Origin of the sequence: Paenibacillus favisporus, from assembly GCF_040545415.1 — a bacterium.
Classification (GTDB): domain Bacteria; phylum Bacillota; class Bacilli; order Paenibacillales; family Paenibacillaceae; genus Paenibacillus_AQ; species Paenibacillus_AQ favisporus.
In genome coordinates this window covers 1,458,107-1,480,681 of sequence record NZ_JBEPLV010000001.1, presented here as the reverse complement: position 1 = coordinate 1,480,681, position 22,575 = coordinate 1,458,107, and the positions used below count along the sequence as shown (strand labels likewise).

At 45.8% G+C, this 22,575-nt stretch carries 23 protein-coding genes; 5 read left to right on the top strand and 18 right to left on the bottom strand.

Translation table 11 applies throughout. The annotated features are described in order from the left end of the window. Positions 1-65: 65 nt before the first annotated feature. Positions 66-2,579: a LuxR C-terminal-related transcriptional regulator gene (locus ABID47_RS06930; RefSeq protein ID WP_354495426.1), complete on the bottom strand. Its 2,514-nt coding sequence runs from the start codon at positions 2,577-2,579 to the stop codon at positions 66-68. 337 nt (positions 2,580-2,916) lie between these two features. After that, complete coding sequence (locus ABID47_RS06925) at positions 2,917-3,801, bottom strand: AraC family transcriptional regulator (RefSeq protein WP_354495425.1); 885 nt, start codon at positions 3,799-3,801, stop codon at positions 2,917-2,919. 164 nt (positions 3,802-3,965) lie between these two features. On the opposite strand from ABID47_RS06925, the gene ABID47_RS06920 reads away from it, so the two are divergent. Together ABID47_RS06920 and ABID47_RS06915 are read left to right on the top strand one after the other, a co-directional pair. Next, a complete protein-coding gene (locus ABID47_RS06920) occupies positions 3,966-4,718 on the top strand; it encodes an SDR family oxidoreductase (protein WP_354495749.1) in 753 nt (250 codons plus the stop codon). 500 nt (positions 4,719-5,218) lie between these two features. Next, on the top strand, positions 5,219-5,953 hold the full coding sequence (locus ABID47_RS06915; RefSeq protein WP_354495424.1) for a DUF4241 domain-containing protein: 735 nt from the start codon (positions 5,219-5,221) through the stop codon (positions 5,951-5,953). 292 nt (positions 5,954-6,245) lie between these two features. Here ABID47_RS06915 and ABID47_RS06910 read toward each other — a convergent pair whose 3' ends face one another. The 8 genes from ABID47_RS06910 to ABID47_RS06875 form a co-directional block, all read right to left on the bottom strand. Beyond that, positions 6,246-7,457 (bottom strand): MFS transporter, encoded by a 1,212-nt coding sequence (locus ABID47_RS06910; protein WP_354495423.1) that lies wholly within the window; start codon positions 7,455-7,457, stop codon positions 6,246-6,248. A 160-nt stretch (positions 7,458-7,617) separates the two neighbouring features. Next, complete coding sequence (locus ABID47_RS06905) at positions 7,618-8,715, bottom strand: L-dopachrome tautomerase-related protein (RefSeq protein WP_354495422.1); 1,098 nt, start codon at positions 8,713-8,715, stop codon at positions 7,618-7,620. A gap of 84 nt (positions 8,716-8,799) precedes the next feature. After that, positions 8,800-9,582, bottom strand: a complete 783-nt coding sequence (locus tag ABID47_RS06900; RefSeq protein ID WP_354495421.1) for an SDR family NAD(P)-dependent oxidoreductase — start codon at positions 9,580-9,582, stop codon at positions 8,800-8,802. 455 nt (positions 9,583-10,037) lie between these two features. Continuing rightward, positions 10,038-11,018, bottom strand: coding sequence for an SDR family oxidoreductase (locus ABID47_RS06895; RefSeq protein ID WP_354495420.1), 981 nt, complete (start codon positions 11,016-11,018; stop codon positions 10,038-10,040). 272 nt (positions 11,019-11,290) lie between these two features. Then, the gene (locus ABID47_RS06890; RefSeq protein ID WP_354495419.1) at positions 11,291-11,779 is read right to left on the bottom strand and encodes a GNAT family N-acetyltransferase; all 489 of its coding nucleotides are present in this window, start codon (positions 11,777-11,779) and stop codon (positions 11,291-11,293) included. Continuing rightward, a complete protein-coding gene (locus ABID47_RS06885; protein ID WP_354495418.1) occupies positions 11,776-12,966 on the bottom strand; it encodes a winged helix-turn-helix domain-containing protein in 1,191 nt (396 codons plus the stop codon). The genes ABID47_RS06890 and ABID47_RS06885 overlap by 4 nt, the downstream gene beginning before the upstream one ends. Continuing rightward, a complete protein-coding gene (locus ABID47_RS06880; protein ID WP_354495417.1) occupies positions 12,963-13,151 on the bottom strand; it encodes a hypothetical protein in 189 nt (62 codons plus the stop codon). Before ABID47_RS06880 ends, ABID47_RS06885 begins: the two co-directional genes overlap by 4 nt. Before the next feature lie 179 nt (positions 13,152-13,330). Further along, a complete protein-coding gene (locus tag ABID47_RS06875) occupies positions 13,331-14,167 on the bottom strand; it encodes a phytanoyl-CoA dioxygenase family protein (RefSeq protein WP_354495416.1) in 837 nt (278 codons plus the stop codon). Between the two features lie 151 nt (positions 14,168-14,318). Here ABID47_RS06875 and ABID47_RS06870 point away from each other — a divergent pair, with 151 nt between their 5' ends. After that, on the top strand, positions 14,319-15,194 hold the full coding sequence (locus tag ABID47_RS06870) for an AraC family transcriptional regulator (RefSeq protein ID WP_354495415.1): 876 nt from the start codon (positions 14,319-14,321) through the stop codon (positions 15,192-15,194). A 60-nt stretch (positions 15,195-15,254) separates the two neighbouring features. Here the strand turns inward: ABID47_RS06870 and ABID47_RS06865 are convergent, their stop codons facing one another. Beyond that, positions 15,255-16,124, bottom strand: coding sequence for a chemotaxis protein (locus ABID47_RS06865; protein WP_354495414.1), 870 nt, complete (start codon positions 16,122-16,124; stop codon positions 15,255-15,257). A gap of 198 nt (positions 16,125-16,322) precedes the next feature. On the opposite strand from ABID47_RS06865, the gene ABID47_RS06860 reads away from it, so the two are divergent. Then, a complete protein-coding gene (locus ABID47_RS06860) occupies positions 16,323-17,258 on the top strand; it encodes a S66 peptidase family protein (protein WP_354495413.1) in 936 nt (311 codons plus the stop codon). Between the two features lie 137 nt (positions 17,259-17,395). On the opposite strand, the gene ABID47_RS06855 is transcribed toward ABID47_RS06860, so the two are convergent. The 7 genes from ABID47_RS06855 to ABID47_RS06825 form a co-directional block, all read right to left on the bottom strand. Beyond that, positions 17,396-17,884 (bottom strand): AAA family ATPase, encoded by a 489-nt coding sequence (locus ABID47_RS06855; protein ID WP_354495412.1) that lies wholly within the window; start codon positions 17,882-17,884, stop codon positions 17,396-17,398. Between the two features lie 30 nt (positions 17,885-17,914). Beyond that, entirely contained in the window at positions 17,915-18,130 is a 216-nt protein-coding gene (locus tag ABID47_RS06850; protein WP_354495411.1) for an XRE family transcriptional regulator, read from the bottom strand. A 262-nt stretch (positions 18,131-18,392) separates the two neighbouring features. Next, on the bottom strand, positions 18,393-18,845 hold the full coding sequence (locus ABID47_RS06845) for a DUF6843 domain-containing protein (protein WP_354495410.1): 453 nt from the start codon (positions 18,843-18,845) through the stop codon (positions 18,393-18,395). A 124-nt stretch (positions 18,846-18,969) separates the two neighbouring features. Next, a complete protein-coding gene (locus ABID47_RS06840; RefSeq protein ID WP_354495409.1) occupies positions 18,970-19,446 on the bottom strand; it encodes a stalk domain-containing protein in 477 nt (158 codons plus the stop codon). 338 nt (positions 19,447-19,784) lie between these two features. After that, complete coding sequence (locus ABID47_RS06835) at positions 19,785-20,114, bottom strand: helix-turn-helix domain-containing protein (RefSeq protein WP_354495408.1); 330 nt, start codon at positions 20,112-20,114, stop codon at positions 19,785-19,787. 225 nt (positions 20,115-20,339) lie between these two features. After that, on the bottom strand, positions 20,340-21,341 hold the full coding sequence (locus ABID47_RS06830; RefSeq protein WP_354495407.1) for an NADP-dependent oxidoreductase: 1,002 nt from the start codon (positions 21,339-21,341) through the stop codon (positions 20,340-20,342). Between the two features lie 90 nt (positions 21,342-21,431). After that, positions 21,432-21,755 (bottom strand): ArsR/SmtB family transcription factor, encoded by a 324-nt coding sequence (locus tag ABID47_RS06825; protein ID WP_354495406.1) that lies wholly within the window; start codon positions 21,753-21,755, stop codon positions 21,432-21,434. A gap of 349 nt (positions 21,756-22,104) precedes the next feature. On the opposite strand from ABID47_RS06825, the gene ABID47_RS06820 reads away from it, so the two are divergent. After that, complete coding sequence (locus tag ABID47_RS06820) at positions 22,105-22,431, top strand: hypothetical protein (RefSeq protein WP_354495405.1); 327 nt, start codon at positions 22,105-22,107, stop codon at positions 22,429-22,431. Positions 22,432-22,575: the final 144 nt, after the last annotated feature.

Here is a 22,575-nt window from a genome sequence, read left to right as displayed (position 1 = left end):
TTGGCTATTGAATCTAACCGCGGTTATAGCCTTGGTTATAGAAGATTAGATCGAATTTGGAAGGATCAGCGGTCACCCCGCAGCTCTCGTCCGCGCTTTATCGCCTCCAAGCGGTTTTTCGCCTGCAGCTTACTATAAATGCGGTTAATATGCGCTTTAAGGGTGCCCATGCTGATTTCGAGCGTTGCTGCGATCGCCGCATTGTCCATGCCCACTTCCATGTGGCGGAAAATCGCATACTCCTTAGGCGTCAGAAGCGTCTCCAGAGCGGCTGGCGGGATATTCAGCGGATCGGCCGTTCCGCCGTAACAGGCCAAAATTTTGCGGACGTAAGTGAGAGAGGGCGCATTGCGGTCTCGGATATTCCCTTTTTGGCGCTGCCGCACGTATTCCGCGAGCAGCTCCGCGACAGGCTTGCCCTTGTCGACGAACACGCGGACGTAGTCGTCCGGCTCAGCGTACCCTAACGCCTCTTCCAGCTTGAGCAGAGCCTCCTCCGTCTTGTCCCCGCGCTGGAGCATCATCGCTTGCAGAATCTGCAGATCCAGTGCATCCATCGGACGATGGCCCTTGACCGCGATGGAAAACAGCTTTTCCGACAACTCCCACGCCTCTTGCCGCTCACCCGTCTCCATCAACACCCGGACGAGGAAGACGTAAACGAACAGCTGATACACGGACACCGGATCGTCCGCGGAGAGCTTGTACCGTTCCTTCCACCGGACGGCCTCCGTAAGGTACCCCTGCTCAAGCCGCAGAGCGGCCATCTCCGCTTCGAGGAGAATCGGCGCCGCATCGGCTTCCTCCTTTTGCGCTCTCGCGCAAGCCTCCTCCAGCCATTTCTCCGCCAGGGCAACGTCTTGCTTCGCTCTTCCGATCCGCGACAGGTATAGGCTTGCGGGGACATACGCTTTTTCCGGCTGATAGGCTTTATGGCTGCTGCCCGCGAGTCCTTGCTTCAAATAGTTCTCCGCCTGCTCCAACTCGTTCCGTTCGTACAGCAGTTCCCCATAGCAAATCACCGTCAAGTCCTGCAAGCCTATCCGTCCCATGAATTCGATCATGCTCGCGAAAAAGTCGTCCGACAGGCCCCTGGGCAGATGCTTGCCCCGTTTGCCGTTATACGAGCGGAAAACCGATGGAGCCAGCGGCATATAGGGAGACGCGAAAATTAAATCCGTTCCTTCGGGACTATGTCGGAGCGACAAACGGATATACTCCAGCGCTCGGATCATGTCCATGTCATACTGGGTCGCCTTGAAATTGCGAACGTAATACAGGTAACCCAGATAACGGTTCTTTTCCTCCTCTTCCCACATGCACGAGGTTTCCTCATAATACTGCTCGGCCAGCAGCAAATACCGGTTCGCCTTCTCAACATCGTGGGACCATAACAGCGAGAAAATATACGAAAAGAACAGGTAGGGGCGCTGGATCAACATCTGCTCGGGAATCGCTTGCAACCAGGACCGGATTGCGTGGAACTCCCGGCGGATCATGACACTGCGCATCCTTTCCAGCAAGCGCATGGCTTCCTCATACCGCTGCCCGGCCAAATAATATCCGACAGCTTCCTCAAGCATCTCCTGTCCCTCGCACCATTCGGCGGCGGCTTGGAACAAGGCGTTCGTTCTGACGGGATCTTGGAGCTCCAGCCGATTCCGCAAAAACTCTCCGAACAAGTGGTGGAACCGGTACCACTCCCTACGGTCATCCAACGGGACCAGAAACAGGCCGACGTCCACCAACTCAGCGAGCTTCACCGAGCCGTTACCTCCGCCAACCTTTTCGCACAGAGGACCGTTCATGCGCTCCAGAACCGACACATCCAGCAAGAATCGCTGGGTCCGCTCGTCCAAAGCTTCGAACACTTCCTCCAGCAAATACTGTTCCAAACTCCCTCCTTCCGGAGAATGGCGCCTCTTCCCGGCATCTGATCGGCCTCCATAACGCCAAGATAACGAAATTAACTTCAAGCCGGTCACCCATCCCTCCGTCTCGGCGAGGTAACGTTCGATCTGCTCCCTTCGCAGCTCCCGCCCGGAATAGATCCGGAAGAAATCCATTGTCTCCCGCAAATCGAATCGCATCGGATCGGCATCGATTTCATGGATCCAGCCACGGCTCCGCCATCTCGCCTTGACAATACTGGCTGAGGCACGGCTTGCGAATAGAAGATATACGGAAGGAGGTAAATATTCCAGGAAGAATGAAACGGATTCGACGATTTCCGGTTCCACGATCAGGTGCCAATCATCCCAGATCAAAGCGAGCGGATTCTGCAGGCGGTTCAATTCGTTCAGTAAATTCACGAGAAACGGTTCAGCCTGCCCGGGATTCAGCGCGTCAGCCGCATCATGGACTGAGCTCGGCAGCTCTCCGATCGCCTGCTCGATAGAAGTCGTGACATATCGCCAAAACCGGACCAGATCGTTATCCTTTTCGTCCAGCGACAGCCAGCCGACGGGAACGTCCGATTGACGTGCCCATTCGCTGACCAAGGTCGTCTTGCCATACCCCGCCGGTGCGGTCAGAAATGTCGCCTTCCCAGCCATGCCTTCATTCAATCGCTCGATCAAATGTGGGCGTGACACATACTGGACAGGAAGGTGGGGAATTCGTAATTTTGATAAAAGAATCTCAGGGTTGTTGTTATTCCAATCGCTCGTCATCGTCTGGTCCTTTCCCAAGTGAAGGATTCGTTTTCGTATTCGTGCTTTCTATTTTAGCATGTCGAACCGGGAGAAAGACGAATAATCGCGGCTTCAGGGATCTCGAGTATACTATGAACCCTTAAATACGGATTTGTTCCAGAAGCGAAGCCGACTATGGGGTCGTCTACAACGCCGAGCCGCAAAAAAAGCCGCATCAATGCGGCTGTTAAGTGTGTATGTTCTTGTTATGTGCAAGTATCCTCTACAAGGAAAATTCACGCAAATCATGAATATCCCTTATCGGAGGACTTCCAAATAAGCGGGCGTACTCTCGATTAAATTGTGAAGGACTTTCATACCCAACACGAAATCCCGCATTAGCTGCATCCAGGTTTTCCGTTAGCAGCAGTTGTCTTGCTGTTTGCAAGCGAATGATCTTTTGATATTGAAGCGGACTCATGGCCGTTACTTTCTTGAAATGTCTATGCAAGCTCCTCGGACTCATCTTGACCGTCTTAGCCAGCTCTTCAATGATTAGAGGCTCGGAATAATGATTTCTGATCCATTGTATGGCTTCAGATATACATTGCGCATAGCTTCCGATCACGGCATATTGCTTCAGCAGCTCTCCCTTCTCGCCTTGAAGTACCCTGTAAAATATTTCCCTGATGATCAAGGGAGCCAGTACCTCAATATCAGAGGGGGTCTCCAGAAGTTCTAAAAGGCGTAAAACCGCTTTGAGCAAGTCCGAGGTAGACGGATTGAGTAGGATTCCTCGTTCAGTCGTCATCTTCTTCGAAGGACTGGATGTTTTCGATATATCGAGAAGAAGATTCGGATCGAAGGTCAGTTGTAAACTTAGGTACGGATGGCTTGGCGATGCTTGAGTAATTTGTCCGATCACAGGCAGATGTACCGGAGAGACCAAATAGCTCCCTGGTTCCACATCATATCTTTCCTCGGCTAAGTCCACCGTTTTAGAACCTTGAACAATGATGTAAAGGGAAGGATGGCTGTTACTGTACACTGGCCCTGAATGCTGAGATTGACGTCTGAAATAAAGCTCAGGAATTGACATGCTGTGCACGCCGTCCATCGGTGTATGACGATCAATGTACCGGACTAACTCGGAAATGAGCTCTTTCAAGTTTATGCACCAACCTCTTTTATTCAAAAATCAGTTAAACCCATTATACTTCTCTGGCGGGATTAGGCAAGGAACGGGCGTGAATGGTCTACCGGTTGAACCCCCGCTTTACTTAAAATGAAATATGTAAGAGACATCCATAATAGAAGAAAGAAGTGGTGAGTGTGTCCGGAATACAAGATAAAGTTATTGTAATAACAGGCGCAAGTGGCGGGATCGGTGAAGCAACTGCAATGCTGCTTGCTGAGAGAGGTGCCCAAGTTGTACTTGGGGCGCGGCGATCGGATCAGCTTGAAGCTATAGCTAACCGGATTGAGAAGTCTGGCGGTAAGGCAGCTTATCTCGTTACTGACGTGAAGCGGTCCGAAGACCTTTCAAACCTTGTCCAATTGGCAAGCGAGAAATTCGGCAAGCTTGATGTTCTAATTAATAATGCGGGTTTCATGCCCATGTCTCCCTTAGACGATATGCGGGTCGAGGAATGGGAAGACATGATCGACATCAATATTAAAGGAGTTCTATATGGGATAGCAGCGGCACTACCCACTTTTCGGAATCAGGGCTCAGGACATTTTATTAACATTGCTTCCACGGCAGCCTATCGGATTTTGCCTAATATGTCGGTTTATGCAGGGACAAAGCTTGCCGTTCGTGCGATTTCAGAGGGTCTGCGTCAAGAAGCCGGTGATAAACTTCGCGTAACGATTGTTTCACCCGGGTTCACAAACACGCCTGGATCCACACATTCGGATGCCCTGGAAGCCATAAAAGATCCAGAGATGAAAGCCAAACTCGAAGCTTATCAGAATATTGGGTTATCCCCCTACTCTATCGCTAAAGCTATTGCGTTCGCAATTGAGCAGCCCCATGACGTGGATGTCAGTGAAATCGTGGTCCGTCCCACAGCGCAAGGATAGGAAACGAATAATGCTGATTAAAAACATCAGAAGCCACCATTTATCGTTATCTTAAAATTGTTCAAAAGTAAGGAATAGTTTTAGAGCACAAACTTTAGTCAGGTATTCAGCTACCAGTAAAAGGACGTACCACTGCACTGCGTTGCGGTTTCGGTACGCCCTTCTTTATAACAGCTTATTTAGTAATTCTTCTTTCCCAAATCAGCAGCCGGTTCCAATGCGTTTTGCCAGAACACCAGATTAACGTGTCTTTAAGCAGCACTGCTGCAAATAGGACGTGAAGATTGTTATGTTTATTAACATGTGCTTGTTATCTCCATCCAGCTTGTTAAACTTCGATCTTCAACATGAGAATGTTTAGCGTTTAGTTCATTAGGCAGTTGATTCAAGTCGAGCTGCTGTTCTAACATAGGGAGGATGCCACTTTGGTGTTAGTGCCTGTAACTCAATACCCTCAAAACGCACTACTTTTACAATCCTATATCAGGAGGTAAATGCCCATGATCCCAACAAGTGAATGGCTGTCCCAGTGGGAGCAGCAGCGTGACAAATTGAAATGCCCTGTAGATTTGAATGATTATTTTATTTTGCCTGAAATGGCAGGCAAGCAGCTGGCAGTTATAGATTTCGGTCCCACATCCATTCCTACCGGCCAAATTCTTGTCCGCGACCCGCTGTGTTATTTGGGGAGTATTAAGGAGCAGCCTTATTTCCAAACGGCGTCCGTTGGAACGTACTCAGCCGAAGCCTGTGTGGTGAAGCCGGACGAGGATGGTGACTGTGCCCGCTATGCCGCCGTTCGTCTGCGATTTTCCGATGTTCCTGCCGTCCGGTTCGAGGAAGCTCTGATTGGACATGAAGATATTTTAGGGATGGGGGACGGAGAGTTTTTTGGCTTCAATGTAGATGCCGGTCTGGCATGCATTTGCGATAAGCAGGCGCATCAAGCTTTTTGCGACTTTGCTAGTCGGTGGCATCAAGAACATCCTGATGGCAATCTTTACGATGATTATTTTGCAGCCCTGTTTGCCGAGAGTTATCGCGAAAATCCGCAGTATCAGCGCAATGGTGGCGATTGGATAAACTGGAAAATTCCCGATACCGAGTACCATATCCCCATGTTCCAATCCGGATTTGGCGATGGCGCCTATCCGGTTTATTGGGGATTCGATCAAGCAGGTGAAATCTGCCAAATCGTCGTTCTGTTTATTGACATTCAATTGGCATATACGTAGTCAGTTCAAAGGAGAACGACCGTCATAGGCGTTCTCCTCCTCGTCACACTGAAACTTTTATTGCCTCTCTTGCTAACTGCTGGGCGTAACCTTCACCGAGGCCACACCACCAAAAATTCCGGATGACGAGCTTCGATATATTCATCACAACAGTGAATACTCATCTCATAGCTCGATTAAACAAAAATGACCCACAAGAGGGTCCTTTTTCAAAGTGGCCATCATATGGGTCGAAATTCAGACTCTTCAATAAGGTGATTTTTACCAATATTACTGATATCTGCTGTTTCTATTATTCTTTATGATAATGTCTGGATTTTACTGTAGTTATAGAAATAAGACCACTTAACATGAATATAACAACAGTAACCGCGAAAAGAATCAGGAACATAGGTGTGAAACCCAATAATTGAGCAATACCGCCGCCGACTATCGTGCCAAGTACCTCAGAGCCAAAATGTAATGTCATAAAGAATGCAAACACTCTAGCGATCAATTGGTCGGGTGTCTTTGATTGAATGACACTTTGAACATAGGCAAATGCTCCAATCGAGATGCATCCGTCTACGACGACCAAGGCAAGCATTATGACAAAATTGCTTACCAGCATATAACCTATCCAAGCAAACGGAACCACGCATACGAAGATCATAAACCTGCCGATTGAGACCCTGTCTCCCCACTTAGCAAGGGTGAAGCCGCTCAGAACGTTACCCAGCAGAAACGCAGATATGACCGTTCCGTACCCTTCTGATCCGATATGAAACTGGGACTCCAGAAACGGTAAAAAGACAACTGAAATTCCTTGCCCTGAGAACGTAATTGCTCCGTACACGATCAGCAGAAATAAAATGTCGCTGCGGGATTTGATAAAGCTCCATGCAGTTTCAGTTACCAGTTGTGCATTTGCTCCATCCACAAAAGTACTATCGATTAATTCGGATGTTACACGGTCAATGGGACGCACAAAGGCAAAACCGATGGCAGCTAGGAGAAAACTTAAGCTATCAAGCACAAACCCGGCAAACGTACCGAGCCATAGAATGACTAGTCCGCCGACTATTGGAAAGACTAGGTCAATCACGCCTCCGAGAGAGGTGCGAATCCCGTTTGCTTTGGTTACAAGCTCAGTCCCTACCACACGTGGAAGCCATACACCTTTAAACGCATTACCAAATACACCTGCAAGCGCTAACATCAAATTAAGTAAAAATATAGCCCACGTTGCTTCCATGACAGGGTATAGCAGGGTGAGTATCCCGCAGACCACATGAACTATTATCATACCCAATCGAGGGTTTACCTTCTCGGCCCAACGACCGGCGTAATTCGAAAAAACAAATCCCGGTATTGAATTGAACAAAAATTGCAATGCAGTTATAAAGATCAAGTTTGTTAAATTGAATGTGAATACCACAACAGTGATGGTTCTAAAATGGTTGCCTGCTTGTGAAACGATTTCAGCTAATGTTAGCAACCAAAAGTTTTTATTCGAGTACAACATTCCTGTTTATTCCCCCCAAGAATGATTTGCTAGTTCTTGGGGGAAGATGCAATTCCCATCCACATATGTACCACCCCTCCTTACTCCTCACATACATTGGTATGATTTTACAATGGGGTTATGCTGTGAGTAAAGCCAGTCTTTTGCTCGTTTACGATGACTATGAAAAGGTAGGAGCAGGAAATTCATCAATTCTCAACCGAAGTAAACTATATGGTTTTTCCCGCAGGTCTCTCCCATAATGAAATCTCGCCTGCCGATGTAATTGATTCACAATGACATATAAGTATTGATCAGGGCCAATCGAAAAAGTATCCGGCCATAAAATTCTCGGATCATGCGCGATGGTTTCCATTACGCCATTTGGAAATATTTTCCTGATGCTATTATTTTCGTAGTCTCCTGCATAGACGGTTCCTTTTGAGCCGGTGATCATTCCGTCAGACGCACCCTTTTCCCCCCAATACTGCACATATTGAGATAAATTCATGTCCTGTATCCTTCTGTCTCTTAGGGCTTCTGTTGAGATCGAGAACAGTTGACGGCTGGTTAGCGGAGCATAAAATAAAACCTTGCCATCCAGAGAAATCGCTAAACTATCGGAAGCCATTCTAAAAGGGGAAGTGGAGCCGTCCGGGTTTCGATTCATCAAAATTCTACCTTCTACTTTGGGTAAAAAATTAGAATCAGGTGAAGTTGATACTGCCCCATTTAACCGTCTAAACGCGTTCCCATTTTCTAAATCCACGACGATAATAGCCCCTGGCCCTCTGGAAGAAGAATCTGTTATATATGCATAGCCTGCTCTTCCTACCCGAAAATCCAAACGGACGTCATTCAGATAAGTTGTTGGCAAAACAACATCTTCAGTAAAGGTATAAACTCTCCTTAGTGTGTTCGTGCTTAAATCAACAGCAACTAATTTTGCTCCCCCTTGAATAGGTTCAGAAAAATTTGGTGCCCCTGTATCCAGTACCCAAAGTGTTCCTCTTCCGTCAGCAACGATGCTTTGGACACTGACGAAAGACATCGTAATATTCGCCGTATTAACCAAATTGGTTTCTAAATTGGGATAAGGCTGCAACTGCCCCTTTACAATTTCCGCCACAGTAAATTGGACATCGTCTCCCCATTTCGGAAAGCATACAAAAATACGACCGGTTTCCGAAACGCTGACACCAGTAGGCATAGCCCCATAAAAAGCATGCACTAGCTCAAATTGCCCAAAATACTTTTCCATAGGTAACATAGGTTGCATGATATCCTCCTCATCAAATCTAAACGGATATCACCTATATATGATGAAAATTTGATGTAGTGCCTGGTTCTTGTTAAATTCATTTCATTTGTTTCTATTTTTTAACCAGCTGTCAAATTCAGTTGCAACAAGGCGTTCACCTGTTAGTCCTTCAGATTGCTCGGAAGCAAGATAAACGATAGGTTTTGCCATGATTTCCGGCTTCAGAAGCTGAGAGTTTCCTTCAAGTTCCCTTTTCACTTCCTCGGGTATCATTCCGGTTACGGTGGCCCCGCCAGGAAGAAGCATATTTACCGTCACTCCAAATTCACGCAGGTCTTCAGCCATGATTAATGACAGGGACTCTGTCGCGGCACGAGAAGGGCCATATGGGACAAATCCTTTTCGTTTCATAGTTTCATAATTCATCGATATGTTGATGATTTTTCCTCTTCCCTGCTCGACCATCAGGGGAGCGAATCCCCGGGAGGTTAGGAAATAACCGGTCACATTGGTATCGATTAAATTTCGAAATCCTTCAGGAGTGACCCGATAGAAAGGCTGCGGTTCTGTAAGGAATTTTGGGTTTACAGTCCTCATGCCTATCCCGGCATTGTTCACAAGGACATCGATTTTCCCCCATTCCGCTTTTACCCAGTTCACTGCATCTTGCACCGATTCCTCTGACCTGACATCCAATGGAAGTTCAAAAACATTCGAATATCCCTTTTCTTGAAGTTTTTTTACAGCTTCCGTCATTTTTGCTCCCGGACGGGATGCCACTGCAACCGTTGCTCCTTCAACAAGAAGTGCTTCTACCATGGCATATCCTAAGCCGCTTGATCCACCTGTAACAACAGCATGTACGCCAGATAATACTTTTGCCACTTTTTCACCTCATGTTGGGTTTAAATTTCTCCAAACGCAATCTTATTTTCATTATCTAAAAAACCTGGAATGGTTAAAAATCAGGAAAATCCCTACCGCTATAGCTTTATTATATCTCAAATTCCTGTGAAAAATTAAAAAGCTGACCCTGTCAGTGTTCATAATCACCTCAGGGTCAGCCTGACTTCATGACGATTTGGCTTGATGATTTGGGATATAATGTGTTTCCTTTAGGTTGAATCAGAAATATCATTTATACGAGTTCGACCCATTTAGATGATTGGATAATTCAACTTGTAACTTGGGTAACAATAGTACGGGGGTCTAAGTCCAATTTTAGACATCGGCCAGGAATCCTCTATATAGACCATCTTTACTTTTTCATTTGAATGGTTTACTAGCAATAGCTTTACTTCTGGATTAAATTCATATCTCAAAGTGGTAACTCCCTTCCATTAAGAATGTGTGGATTCTCCCCCATCAACATGAAGAACTTGACCAGTAACAAATCGAGAATCATCGGAAGCAAGATAGACATAGGTTGGCGCAAGTTCAAATGGATGGGCAACTCGTTCCATGGGATTAAATGCTCCATATACAGCGACTTGGTCTGACGAGAAACTTGCTGAAATAAGTGGGGTCCAAATTCGGCCGGGGGCGACGGCGTTGACTCGGATGCCTTGTTTCACGACATTTTTTGCCAAGGCACGTGTCCAACCAACGATTGCGCCTTTTGTGGACGTATAATCAATCATTTGCTGTTCACCCACATACGTCACTACTGAAGAAGTGCCTATGATTGAGCTGCCTGGTTTTAAATGAGGAAGCGCTGCTCTTGTTGTGTAAAAATGAGAGTATATATTTACTTTGAAGGTGTCATCAAATTGCTCATCCGTAATGTCAAGCAGACTTAGTTGTTGGAATTGAATACCCACGTGGTTACAAAGAATATCTAGACGTCCAAACGTATTTACTGTTTGTTCTACAATGGAGATACACTGTTGTTTGTCTCGTAAGTCACCAGGCATGAGAATACAACGTTGTCCGAGTTGTTCAATCCTCGTTTTTGTTCTATTTGCATCCTCATGTTCATCTAAGTACGAAATAGCAACATCTGCTCCTTCTTTAGCAAACGCAATTGCAACGGCTGCACCAATACCACTGTCACCTCCTGTAATAAGTGCAACTTTTCCTGTTAACTTTCCGCTCCCTTTATAATTCGGATTTTCGATAATTGGAAGGGGGACCATTAATTTTTCCACGCCGGGATGGCGGAGCTGGCGCTGTTCAGGCAAACTTATCGGAATTTCTTCGTAACGTGTGATTTTCCCATAGTTAGGGTACATAGGATAAGGTTGAGTTATCATGTTCTCTTTAAACATTTGCTGCATTTGCTTTATTTGGTCTAATTGATGACTTTGGTCCTTTTGATCCATGGAAACCTCCTCTAGAAATAATTTTCTTCTATAGGAGGTATATGTTGTTCACTGCAAATAAAGTAAAAAAACTGTTTGCTTTTCGACACAGAGGCGTATTTCCCCTCATAAGAGACAGCATTTTACGGTATTGAATTGACCTTTAGACAAGGATCTTTACTCAAAAGTCTAGCTCCTTCCAGCATTTAAAACGAAAAAAAGCCGCAACTATGCGGCTGCCTTCAATATTTATTGAGCTAACGTCCTCCGTTAGCTGAGAAATATTGAGATTGCTACTCTGCCTTAGAAGGCAGCTTAAATACATATTCTTCGACTTCCTCAGCACGTGCATTGGAAAACCCCTTGTCTTCACCACAAATCTTAAATCCGCATTTTTCCAATACCCGAATAGAAGCTGTATTATCTTTGGCTGCACGAGCAAATAAGGGACGAATGTTTACATAGTCAAGAAGTTGAGAAAGTGATCTAGTTGCAATACCTCTTCCCCAGTACTCTCGTCCGATCCAGTAGCTGACTTCTGGTTCACCGAACTGTTCAAAACTCAAAACATGCCCCGCCACTTGATCGTTAAAAAGTACGGTCTTTTTTATAATCCGATCGTCGTCTAATATCTTGTGCCAGTGAGACATAAAGGAGGTGTTGTCCGTTGGATCTTTGGCAGTAAAGGCAGCCATATGGTTGGCAGTCTTGTCCAATTGCTGCTCAAAAAATATCGGCAAGTCATCTTTATTCACGTCTCGCAATATCACTTCGTTATTCATATTTCCACCTCACTAATCGTCCCGCATCCGTTGAATAATGCGAAATGTTGAAAACAATGGTTCATTGCTGTTCGCAACTGCTTTGTTGGCTGTATGCCGTTCTCGTACCATATATTTTTAACGACGAGTGTCCCGGTTTTTCGCTCCGCGATGACTTCGGCTCGTCCGATTAGGCTTTCTCCGTATAATAGAGGCAGTACATAATAACCGAATTTCCGTTTGATTGCAGGCGTGTAAATCTCCCAGGTGTAATCGAAGCCAAACAATTCGCTGATCAGCTTTCTGTCCCAAATCAAATTGTCCAGCGGGGCAATCAGCTCGCAGCGAAATTTCGGTTCCGGATTTTGCAGGACGGCTTCAATGAGCGGCAAGTCCTCTGCGCGGCAGTACAGCGTATCCTTCAATTGCTCTACGGCAATAGCAACAATGCGAGCTTCGTCCAATAACTGGCGGAAAACCTCGTTACGCTGCACCGCTTTCAATCCCCATATGTTCAGCCAAGCATCGGATGCCCGATTCCATAACAGGCCAACAGCACCGATCCGGCGCAGTACCCGCCACTTGTGATGATCAAGCTCGGCCTTCAGCGGCTCCGACGCATTCAGCAGATTTGGCGGTATGTATTTCTCGGCGATATCGTAATATTTACGTGTTCCTTTTTTGTGATGGATAATCAACTCGCCTGTCGAGTACATCTGTTCCAGCACCGACCGGGAAGTATTGTTTCCGCTGCTCCAGTGGATGGCCGATTGCCACGAGAAATTTCCATCCAATTGTAGATCATCCGAGCTTAGCGCACCGTGATTGTGGATGTGAATCCGCACTTGCTCAGTCAACTCTTCCATTCCGGGGTAGCGCTTGGCATGTTGTCGGGCGGCCTGCCTGTACCGCTCGAAATAAGGCCAGTCCTCGAGAGGTATAATAGCCAGATTCTTGTCAGGATAATCGATCAGGAATCTATCTTTATACAGCAGCTCGTCGAGCATGTTCTTGGTAAATCCTTTGATTCGCGACTGCAGCACCAATTCGGCGTTTTTTCCGCAAACATCGATGGGATCGTATTGAATACAGCCGACCTGCCGCACAAACTCCAATACTCCCTCCTTTCCAGCAAATTGATATTCACCTAAGAGCCCGTGCTTCAATAACAAAAATTGTCTTGCCTGGCGGTTTGTCAATTCGATCATGAACGCATCGGCTCCTTAACGAAACCTTCGGGAGCCGCTTGCACAAGATGACGGATGGCGAGGTTGCTTATCTCAATATAGTCATTATTTACTTCTTGCCATAATGGCGGAATCCATTCGGGAACTTCGTCTGCTCTCCTCTTTCCTAATACCGAAAATGGCTCTTTTTCAACGATTCCAACCACGCCTATTCCCCCTATCTCTGGAAAACGCACAAAACAAACACACGTTCCCATACATTTTACCATTATCTAGAGAATAAATACAAGAAGGATTGTAAAATAACTCCCGCCCGATCGGATCTTCCAAGAAAAAAAGGCACCCGATTTCGAGTGCCCCTTCAACCTCTATCACCAAGCCTTCATCACCCGTTGGCAGCCGATGAATAGACGACCGGGAAATGATCGCCCATCAGAATGTCCCCTTTGTTAACCGTGACATATGACAGCATCGGATGGCTGCCGTCCGGTTCGTAACGGGTATGTCCCGGCATGTAGTGAACGGCGATTGCCCGCCGTTTGCGCTCCGAACGGTTGTGGGGGCTTCCGTGCCAAGTGAGGCAGTGGTGGTAGCCAACCTGCCCCTTCTTGATTTCAAACGGTACCGCTTCCACTTTTGCTTCCTTCGGCAGCAGCTCCGGCTGACGGTGGTAAGGCATGAAATCGGGCGTGTTCGCCAAATAGGTTTGATGATTCCCCCACTTATGGCTGCCGGGCACCATCCACATGCAGCCGTTCTCGATGACCGCATCGTCGAGCGCGACCCAAGCGCTGACCAAATCTGCGGGCTGAATGATCGGCCAAAGCGGGTGGTCCTGGTGCCAGTGTGTCGGACCGCCGGAGACGGGCGGTTTGTATTGGATTTGATCATGCCATATCCTCAGCGTATCGGTGCCGCACAGCTGGGCGATCTCCTCACAAATGACCGGGTGAGCGGCGTGCTGAAAGAAAGCGTCGCTGGCCATCCAAATGTTGACGATTTGCACTACTTTCTCACTGACCGTCATTTTCATCCCCTCATGAAGGGAATCGCTGCTTTCCGCGAGCATGTTTCGGTTTAGTACCGGTTTTTTCACCGACTTCCCCTCCATGACTAAATCAAGCTCCTCGCGCAGTCGCTCCACTTCCTCGTCGTTTAAGACAATGCCGCCCTTCACAAAACCGTTTTTCTCGAATTCGGCCAATTGATTTGCATTCAGCAACTTACCTCACGCTCCCGCCCGTTTTATAATGATGGATGTAAACGCCTTCTATAAGATTTATCATAGATGGTATGCTCATTATTGTATTTTCCGAAATCCATCATCTTTTTGGGTATTTGCAAGTTTAAGCTTCAGACGGAGGAGATTGGTCATGTATACCGGTACATTAGACATGATTACGCCAACGGTCAATTTTTCTGCCAGGGCAACGGCGGATGCGGGAACGGACTGGGGGTACCGGAAGATCCCCGACAATCAGCTTTTCTATGTCGTGTCCGGCTGCGCAGAGCTCGAGATTGGAGGACAAAAAGTAGCCATTCGGCCGGGAGAATGCGTTTGTTACGGTCCGGAATGCCAAACGAAGCTGACGGCGATTCGAACGACTGATTATATCAGCGTTCATTTCCATTGGCACGCCTCTTCTCCTTTGCCCGTCCATCCCGGACTCCAAATCAAATATGGCGATCCGGGTTCGATCAGTGCCCCGCAACTGTCCGGTTTTCATATACCGTCTTACGGAGAAGTCAAGATTCCAACCCTGCTAACCATTGCCGGACTTGAACCGATCCTGTCTAAAATGGTTAATGAATACGAATCCGAGCTACCGGGATATACGCTGATATTGCGTTCGCTTATGATGCAGGCGATTACCCTGATCTGTCGGCAGCTGCTCGGGAACGACCACGTACAGGGTTCGAGGAACAAGATCGAACCGGCCATTCAAGCGATGCAGGATGAGCCTGGAATAAACTGGTCGGTTGCCGCACTTGCCAGCTTGTGCGGCTATCATCCGGTACATTTCACCAAGCTGTTCAAACATGAAATGGGGGTGACACCGAAGCATTTTATTATCAGAGAAAGGATCAAACGGGCGAAGCTCGCGCTTCTGCAGGGCGAGAAGCTGGATTTGATCGCGGAAAGATTCGGTTTTAAGAGCCTTCACTATTTCAGTTATCAATTCAAGCAGGAGACAGGTCTCACGCCGACGGAATTCCGAATGCACGGCCGGACCGGCGGAGATGGATAGCGCCTTTGGCTATCGTTGGAATAGCTTAGCCGTTTATCATTACCGGCTGCCGGCGCTGGCTTAACGAATCGATTGTCGGGTTGTTTGGTCGTAAAGGTCCGCAAGCGATTTGGCAATCCGCTCGATGACCGTCTTAGAACGGTAATACCCGCCGTGTGAATTAAGTGGGGTGCTGGCCAGAAAACCCGGGTTTCTGACCTCCACATCTTCTGTCACGGCCGCATCATACTCCACGCTTAGATGCTTGAGCGGATAGGCGATCACATCATCTTTATCGTAGAAATTAACCCATTCGCCGTACGGGAGCCCTTCGGCCAAAAGAGCAGGCGAAGGAAACGATATCGGCTTGCCAAAGTCGTTATACCGCATCGTCCAGATCGCGATCGGGCTGCCCATTGTGTAAAAATGTGTTAGCGTATCGCCACGAACGAGTGCAGAAGGATTCTCACTGATTGATGCAAGTTTGCCGCTTGGCAGCCTGCCGTTTTGCAGGTCGTATATGAAGTTACTCGCGATGATCGTGCCAAGACTGTGGCTTATGATGCACAGCGGGGCGCTGGGTCCTGTGCACTGCGCGAGCTCCTGCAGCTTTTCATAAAATCGTTCGTGAATTGCGGTGTAGATGTAGTTCCTATCATCGTCACCTGCTTTATGGGGCAGCGGTTGATAGGCAATCGCGTCACCTAGAAAGCTGATCGCGTACCCCCGAGCATCGATCCACTTGTTCCAGTGCAGATGGTCAGGCGCAAGCTTTTCTTTGAGCTCATCTTCAAGCCGGTCCGTGATGTCCGCCCAATAAACCCCCTTGCTGACCAGCTCCACCGCTGGACATATTTCACCTAACCGCTTGCTAATGAGCCCTGCCATCGCCTCATGAAAGTGTTCTTTTTGCTTACCAATGCCGTGCACAAACCCTACCGCGATTTTCATCGAATTCCCCACCACCTTCATCGCAATTCAACTTCCATATCATTCTAATTATAAGGGAAAGCATGGCCGGAAATGATGAAAGAGGGTTTCTCGTTCATTCAAGTTCCTTTTTAGTACTGTGCTTGGGATTTTGCCAATATACTCTAAAGATATGATATGACAATGGCTTCTTCTATTTTCAGGAAGGAAGATCAGCACATGCCGATAAGTCCGCCAATGTTGCAGAGGGGCGATACCGTTGGAGTCGTTACTTTGGGGAGTCCGCTCGCTGCAGACGTAATTAATGCTCGGATCGAAATTTTGAGAGCAATGGGATTCAACGTTGTATTGGGTCAATATGTATATGCACAAAACGGGTTTCTTGCCGGCACAGACGAGCAGCGGGCTTCTGATTTGATGATGATGTTTCAAGACGAGCGGGTTAAAATGATCCTACCCACCAGAGGCGGTACAGGAGTGGCGGGGATTCTTCCTTACCTTGATTATACGGTGATCCGCAATAACCCAAAAATTGTGACAGGTTACAGCGATATAACGGTACTATTAAACGTAATGCATCAATATGTAGATTTAATAACATTCCATAGTCTGCTGCTTATTGACTTCAAACCCGATACGCCCGCTTATAATTTCGATCAGTTTTTCGCTGCGACATCCGTGTATTCATCAACCCGGACCATCTTCAATCCGACTGGGATGCCGCTGATCAGCCGTGTTCCGGGCAATGTAACTGGGCAGCTTGTGGGCGGTAATCTGACCTCCTTTGTCGATACGTTGGGCACGCCTTTCGAAATCGATACAAGGGGTAAAATTCTTGTCCTTGAAGAAACTCATGAGCCTACCAATACCGTATACAGGTACTTGAATCACTTGAAGCTTGCCGGAAAATTCCGTGACTGCATCGGTATTATTATGGGAGAGTGCTCAGGCTGCCAGGCGGCTTATGGTAAATCCTATGAGGATATAATCAACGAATTTGTTGTACCTCTCGGTAAGCCGATGATAACGAACCTTGCCACAGGTCATGGTTTTTATAAAGCCGCTTTGCCAATTGGCGCAACCATCAATCTCGATTCAGTCAATAATAGAATAACTATAGTTGAACCTACCATCAGCCTTATGCAATCGTTATGACCAGCTAACAGTTCGTCTTTATGATGCTAATATTCTCCGTAACCTCAGTGGATGGGACAATTCGTATCCAGGACTGGCGGTGTATTGGGCTAAGGCAATCCGTAAGTGTCAGTAATTTACTCTCGTCGGCGATTATTTTATTTGATTTGACGGATGATCTCGTCAACGACGTGCTCGATCGGGGCGGTGGCGTCAATTATCATTCCGTTTTTCGGAATGTCTTCTTTCGTTTGGTGCAAACGCGCAATGAGTTTCCGTTCTGATGGCTTTCCACCCCACTCATTCTCCGGTCGCTCATCAAGCCGCCGGTTCAATGTGTCAAGGTCGACGTCAAGGACAAACACGCCGTCAAATAGATCTATGAATTTCGAAAAGTTCCTAGAACCACCGCAGAAAAATGTTACCGCCTCATCCTGATTGGCGACCAGAGCTTTTACATTATCGACATGCCAAATGTGGTTCTCATGCGTGACTCCATCCGTCCGTATCCCCGTTTCCGGATCGCCTTGATAAGCCAATTCACGGTCACCGTGAATGGCATGGTAGCCGCGCCGCTGCAATTCTTTGCAGACCGAAGTTTTGCCGGTGCCGGAAACCCCTTCAATCAGATAATTCCTAATGCCCATGGCTAGACCCTTCCCATCTCCTTTTACTTTTTATTCGTTCGGGATTAATTCATACAAGTCACGAACATCACAGCCGATGGAATCGGCGATCGATATGGCGACTTTGAGTGGCATCACTCTTTTGTTTTCAATAAAGTCATAAACCCGTTCCGGTTTAAAAAGCAAGTCTTTTGCCAGCCATTCCGCTGACTTTCCGGATTCCATCAATCGTTCATTCAGCAAGCAACGCCCAAGTTCAAATTTCAATTAGCGATGACCTCCCGCGCAAGAAAATAGTTATTTAACCTTAAGCGTTGTCCATTACCAGCATGAGTATACTTCATAATGGGGGTCATAACGATAAGATTCCACATGCGTCTGCCTAATTGGTTGGGCGAGATCCATCGCCGGGCTATCATTGCTTATTTGACCGGATTCTTAGGAAACGGCAGTCGGCCAAAAAGCAGGCCACCTTGAAATGTCTTCTATGAGCTATATTCTTGTGACAGAGAAATCGCGTTTACCTTCATTAATTGATCGGTTCCAAGTCGCCCGGATATTCAGGAGCGGGTATCTTTTTAGCTTCCTCCTCGGTACCAACAAAGAACTTTTCAACGATAGGATATAGCTTACTGCTGTTATTATCATGATAACTGCCTTCTCCTATAGTGTGATTATGGATAAGCTCCTCCATATCGATTTCCTTGCGATTCCCATTATCATCAACATAATAATATTCATCTGTGGCCGTACCATATTCTGGTTCCGAATCAGATGCTTTACAGATTCCATCTTTAGATATATGGATGATATTTTTACCATCTCTCTTTTCAAATCTCTCTCCATCTGGCTGACTATAAATAATCTGCACCCAACCCACGTAACCTTCCGGAATTAATATCACATTTGGTGTTCTTATACTGCAGGCATTTGCTGTCATGGCAATTGTCAGCAATACTGTAACAAAAAGTAATTTTTTCAAATTTTCCTCCTACTCACGGATAGTAATTAAGCGAATAACTTATGTTAATTTCCATTTTCACCTGCAGTGTTATCTTCAGCCTTATTTATTTCCATCTCTTTCTTGTCTCCCTAAAAAGAGTTTATTATTGAATCAAAATGTTGATTAATCCATTACTCTTTGTATAATGAACTTTCTTTCCGTATGCCTCTGCAATTCCTCTGATTGGCAAATATACACGCCCATTTTTCAAAATCGCTTCTTGACGAAGCTCAAAGATCTTGCCTTTATCTTTAAATTCTTTTTCCCCGATTTTAATTTTAATTCGCTCCTTTATATAATCGTCAGAATCGGTAAATGCAAATATCAGAGTTTTCTTCGTATTGTCCCACCAGATCCCTTTACCTGGTACAATAAAAGGGAGTGCGCCCGTTACATAAGTGGGATTCACCAAGATATTTCCATTATCTATTGTGTAATCTCCATAGCTTAATGTTGCTTCACTTCCATTTGGATACCCTACTTTTACAGAGTCGGGAAAAGGTGCTGCAGTAACGGGAACGTCAAGTGCGATTAAGCCTATTGAAAACAATACAGCTGTGAGAATACTCCGCATCTTCATTAACTAAACTCCTTTTCTATCATTTTTTGATTACCTACTAATAGAACGATAATATAAGGATATTGTTGCATTATCGTTAAAGTACAAAAAGCCGCAACTACGCGGCTATTGAACATGTATGTTGTTCTTGTCGTCTTTCTAATACTCAAATTAATAATTCTGCTCGTTCCTTCCAGGCAAAAAAACACACGGCTCCATAAGGATAACTCGTGTCTCCATTTCTCAAACCCCTCTTTATCTTTCCAATCCAGGGACAGATCTATAAGCCCTATCAACGTTAAAAGCGCCAACCTTGTATTCGTAATTCATATCAATTAAGGCTAACCAATTCTTCCTTTTCACTCCGAGACGAGTTCCCGGATTCCCCGGATGATCTGCTCTCGTGCCTTAAGCTTGTCCTTGAGCCGGTCAATTTCGGCCTCTGCATCTTCTGACCTGCCTGTTCCTTTGAACTCAAATCCGGTAATAATCCAATCGGTGGACACCTTGTACAGGTCGGCCAGCCTGGACAGCGATACCAGATCCGGTTCGGTTTTTGCGGTTTCATACGCGCTCAAGGTTTTATTGTTGATCTGCGTCAAACGGTATACTTCCATTTGCGTTAGTTTTCGGTTAATACGGGCGTTGCGCAAACGTACGGCGATATCCTCCAATTGCGTCTTTGCCATGAATCGGCCACTCCTCCATAGAAATTCTATAGACTGTATCGTCTAAAGATAGAACGCACGAAAATCGAAAAAGTCCCATGGCGGGCTCCGTTAAAATATCCTTGTTCTACTAAAACGTTGATTTAAGCTATTAATTTTTTACTTACATCAAAATGGGCATTGTGTGCCTTAAGTGTATTTCATAACTAAACTGAATGAGCCAACTTATGTTCTTGTCGTCTTACTTTACTTAATTCTAATAACTACTTTTCCCTTAGCTCTTCCGCTTTCCAGGTAATGAAAGGCTTGCTCGGCATCTTTCAAAAGATACACCTTATCAATAATCGGCTTAATGAGTCCGCCTTCAATATACCCCTTTATAACCTTTAATTGTTCTCCACTCGGTTTCATAAAAAGGAAGTGATACTTCGTTTGGCTCTTTTTCTCTCTGGCTTTGATCTTACGGCTCGCGATGGATAAAATGGATGTTTTCACCCAACCCAATTTCGCCTCTCTTCCAAATCTGGCGTTCGGCATGCCGGAAATGGATACAATTTGTCCGCCTGGTTTCAGTATGCGGAATGATTTGTCCAAAGCTTCTCCACCTAAAGTATCAAAAACAGCGTCATATCCGTTAAGAATTTCTTCAAAATTCTCTTTTTTATAATTAATCATTAGATCAGCCCCCAACGATTTGACCAACTCGTAGCCTTTTTCACTTGCAGTTGTAGCAACAAATGCACCCATCAGCTTGGCCAGTTGGATGGCGAAGGTCCCTACGCCTCCCGAACCTGCGTGAATCAAGATTTTTTGGCCTTTTTGAAGTTTTAAAATATCAACAAATGCTTGGTAAGTCGTAAGTCCAATCAGCGGTATCGATGCCGCCTCTTCAAAGGTGAGATTCTCCGGCTTCAGACAAATATCTTCCTCATGAACAGCAATAAACTCAGCTAATGTTCCAATCCGGTTCTTACGTGGTCTTCCGTAAACTTCATCCCCAGGTTTAAAAGTATTGACCCGGCTGCCAACCTTGACTACGACTCCTGAGAAATCATTCCCCAAAATTAGAGGAAACTTGTAATTCAATAATAATTTCATTTTCCCTTCCTTAATCTTATAGTCAATAGGATTTAAGCTAGCTGCATGAATTTCCACCAGTACATCATGTTCTCCGATATTCGGCATAGGTTGTTCAGTCATGACTAATGGAACATTTTTCCCGTACTTTTTAATGATCATAGCTTTCATTTCAAATCACTCCTAATAATATGATTATTGGTTTAAACAGTTAAACCAAATGTTGAGTAAAAGCCACTAGAGCTTAACCTCTTTGGTTAATCATTGAGACCCATCGCATTCGTCTTCAACGGCAGTAATTAATGACTTGAGTTGTTCAAGTGGTTTACGGACAGTCAACACATAGTAGTTTTCTACGCCTTTTTTTTCGGATTTAATAAAACCAGACTGTTTCAATACCTTTAAATGATGGGATACGGCTGGTCTGGACAAATTGATATGTCCTGCTATTGTATTCACATTAAGTCCCGATTTGTTCTGTGCTAACAGCATAATTATAGCTTGACGGTTTACATCGGTCAGCACCTCCAATAGAGGGATACAATCTTTAAATTGTTGTAGAATATCCTCCGTTTGCTGGCTCATCCCAATCACCTCTTAAGTTCATTGGTTTAATCTATTAAACATAATTATAGAGTGTTTATTAACAAAATCAAGCCTATGTAAAAAACATACCTTAATTTTGTGTCCTATGTGATAAGGTTCATCTGAATGAGTTACCCATCCGATTTCAATTTAATTTGAAGGCCTCTCCACTTCATATGTCTTGAAGGGGAGGCCTTTATGTCATTATCTTTCGTTGGATGTGATCTGCATCCGCAAATTCCTCATGCCCCGTCCATGCCATGGTTACATAAGAGCCCTCTCGCCCGGCCCAAAATCCCATCGGATGCATAGACTGATTTATCCAATGTGAGTAAGGAGGAAAAGGCTTATGGCGAACAAAAAAGATAAGGTCCGTTCAAAAAGGGTCTCACCCCGGCCCAAATCCCGTAAAAAACCAGTGCATATCAATGCATCTGAAAACGAGCTTGAGTGGTTGGCCAAAATCAATCCCGCCAGAGATCCCAAACAGGTCCAGTTAGTCGTAGATCTCCCGAATGCGGTATATGAATACTTACAGGAGAATGAAGTGGAATGGGATCGTGCCATTCAAAATGGTTTGCGTAGTGCAATGGAACCCGCGATATCCCCAGATTCGATCAAGGAAATAAAGTACCGAATTCAAGTAGTTACATCCGCCGACAATAGGCAAAGTTAAACGGCTCAGGATCTGTTTGAAACGCAGGATCTGCCTTGGTTTATGCGGTTGTAGCACCAGTTGTTATATTCAGCGCGTGACATCTTCGTCAACCGAATGTTGTACGATCACGCCTTTTTAACATTGCGACGGCAGCCGATGATT

What these genes read in the sequence shown, in the direction of transcription:
- ABID47_RS06915 (WP_354495424.1), top strand. Translation starts at nt 5,219, where the DNA reads ATGATCCCAACAAGTGAATGGCTGTCCCAGTGGGAGCAGCAGCGTGAC.
- ABID47_RS06910 (WP_354495423.1), bottom strand. Translation starts at nt 7,457, where the DNA reads ATGTTGTACTCGAATAAAAACTTTTGGTTGCTAACATTAGCTGAAATC.
- ABID47_RS06905 (WP_354495422.1), bottom strand. Translation starts at nt 8,715, where the DNA reads ATGCAACCTATGTTACCTATGGAAAAGTATTTTGGGCAATTTGAGCTA.
- ABID47_RS06895 (WP_354495420.1), bottom strand. Translation starts at nt 11,018, where the DNA reads ATGGATCAAAAGGACCAAAGTCATCAATTAGACCAAATAAAGCAAATG.
- ABID47_RS06890 (WP_354495419.1), bottom strand. Translation starts at nt 11,779, where the DNA reads ATGAATAACGAAGTGATATTGCGAGACGTGAATAAAGATGACTTGCCG.
- ABID47_RS06885 (WP_354495418.1), bottom strand. Translation starts at nt 12,966, where the DNA reads ATGATCGAATTGACAAACCGCCAGGCAAGACAATTTTTGTTATTGAAG.
- ABID47_RS06870 (WP_354495415.1), top strand. Translation starts at nt 14,319, where the DNA reads ATGTATACCGGTACATTAGACATGATTACGCCAACGGTCAATTTTTCT.
- ABID47_RS06865 (WP_354495414.1), bottom strand. Translation starts at nt 16,124, where the DNA reads ATGAAAATCGCGGTAGGGTTTGTGCACGGCATTGGTAAGCAAAAAGAA.
- ABID47_RS06860 (WP_354495413.1), top strand. Translation starts at nt 16,323, where the DNA reads ATGCCGATAAGTCCGCCAATGTTGCAGAGGGGCGATACCGTTGGAGTC.
- ABID47_RS06855 (WP_354495412.1), bottom strand. Translation starts at nt 17,884, where the DNA reads ATGGGCATTAGGAATTATCTGATTGAAGGGGTTTCCGGCACCGGCAAA.
- ABID47_RS06840 (WP_354495409.1), bottom strand. Translation starts at nt 19,446, where the DNA reads ATGAAGATGCGGAGTATTCTCACAGCTGTATTGTTTTCAATAGGCTTA.
- ABID47_RS06835 (WP_354495408.1), bottom strand. Translation starts at nt 20,114, where the DNA reads ATGGCAAAGACGCAATTGGAGGATATCGCCGTACGTTTGCGCAACGCC.
- ABID47_RS06830 (WP_354495407.1), bottom strand. Translation starts at nt 21,341, where the DNA reads ATGAAAGCTATGATCATTAAAAAGTACGGGAAAAATGTTCCATTAGTC.
- ABID47_RS06825 (WP_354495406.1), bottom strand. Translation starts at nt 21,755, where the DNA reads ATGAGCCAGCAAACGGAGGATATTCTACAACAATTTAAAGATTGTATC.
- ABID47_RS06820 (WP_354495405.1), top strand. Translation starts at nt 22,105, where the DNA reads ATGGCGAACAAAAAAGATAAGGTCCGTTCAAAAAGGGTCTCACCCCGG.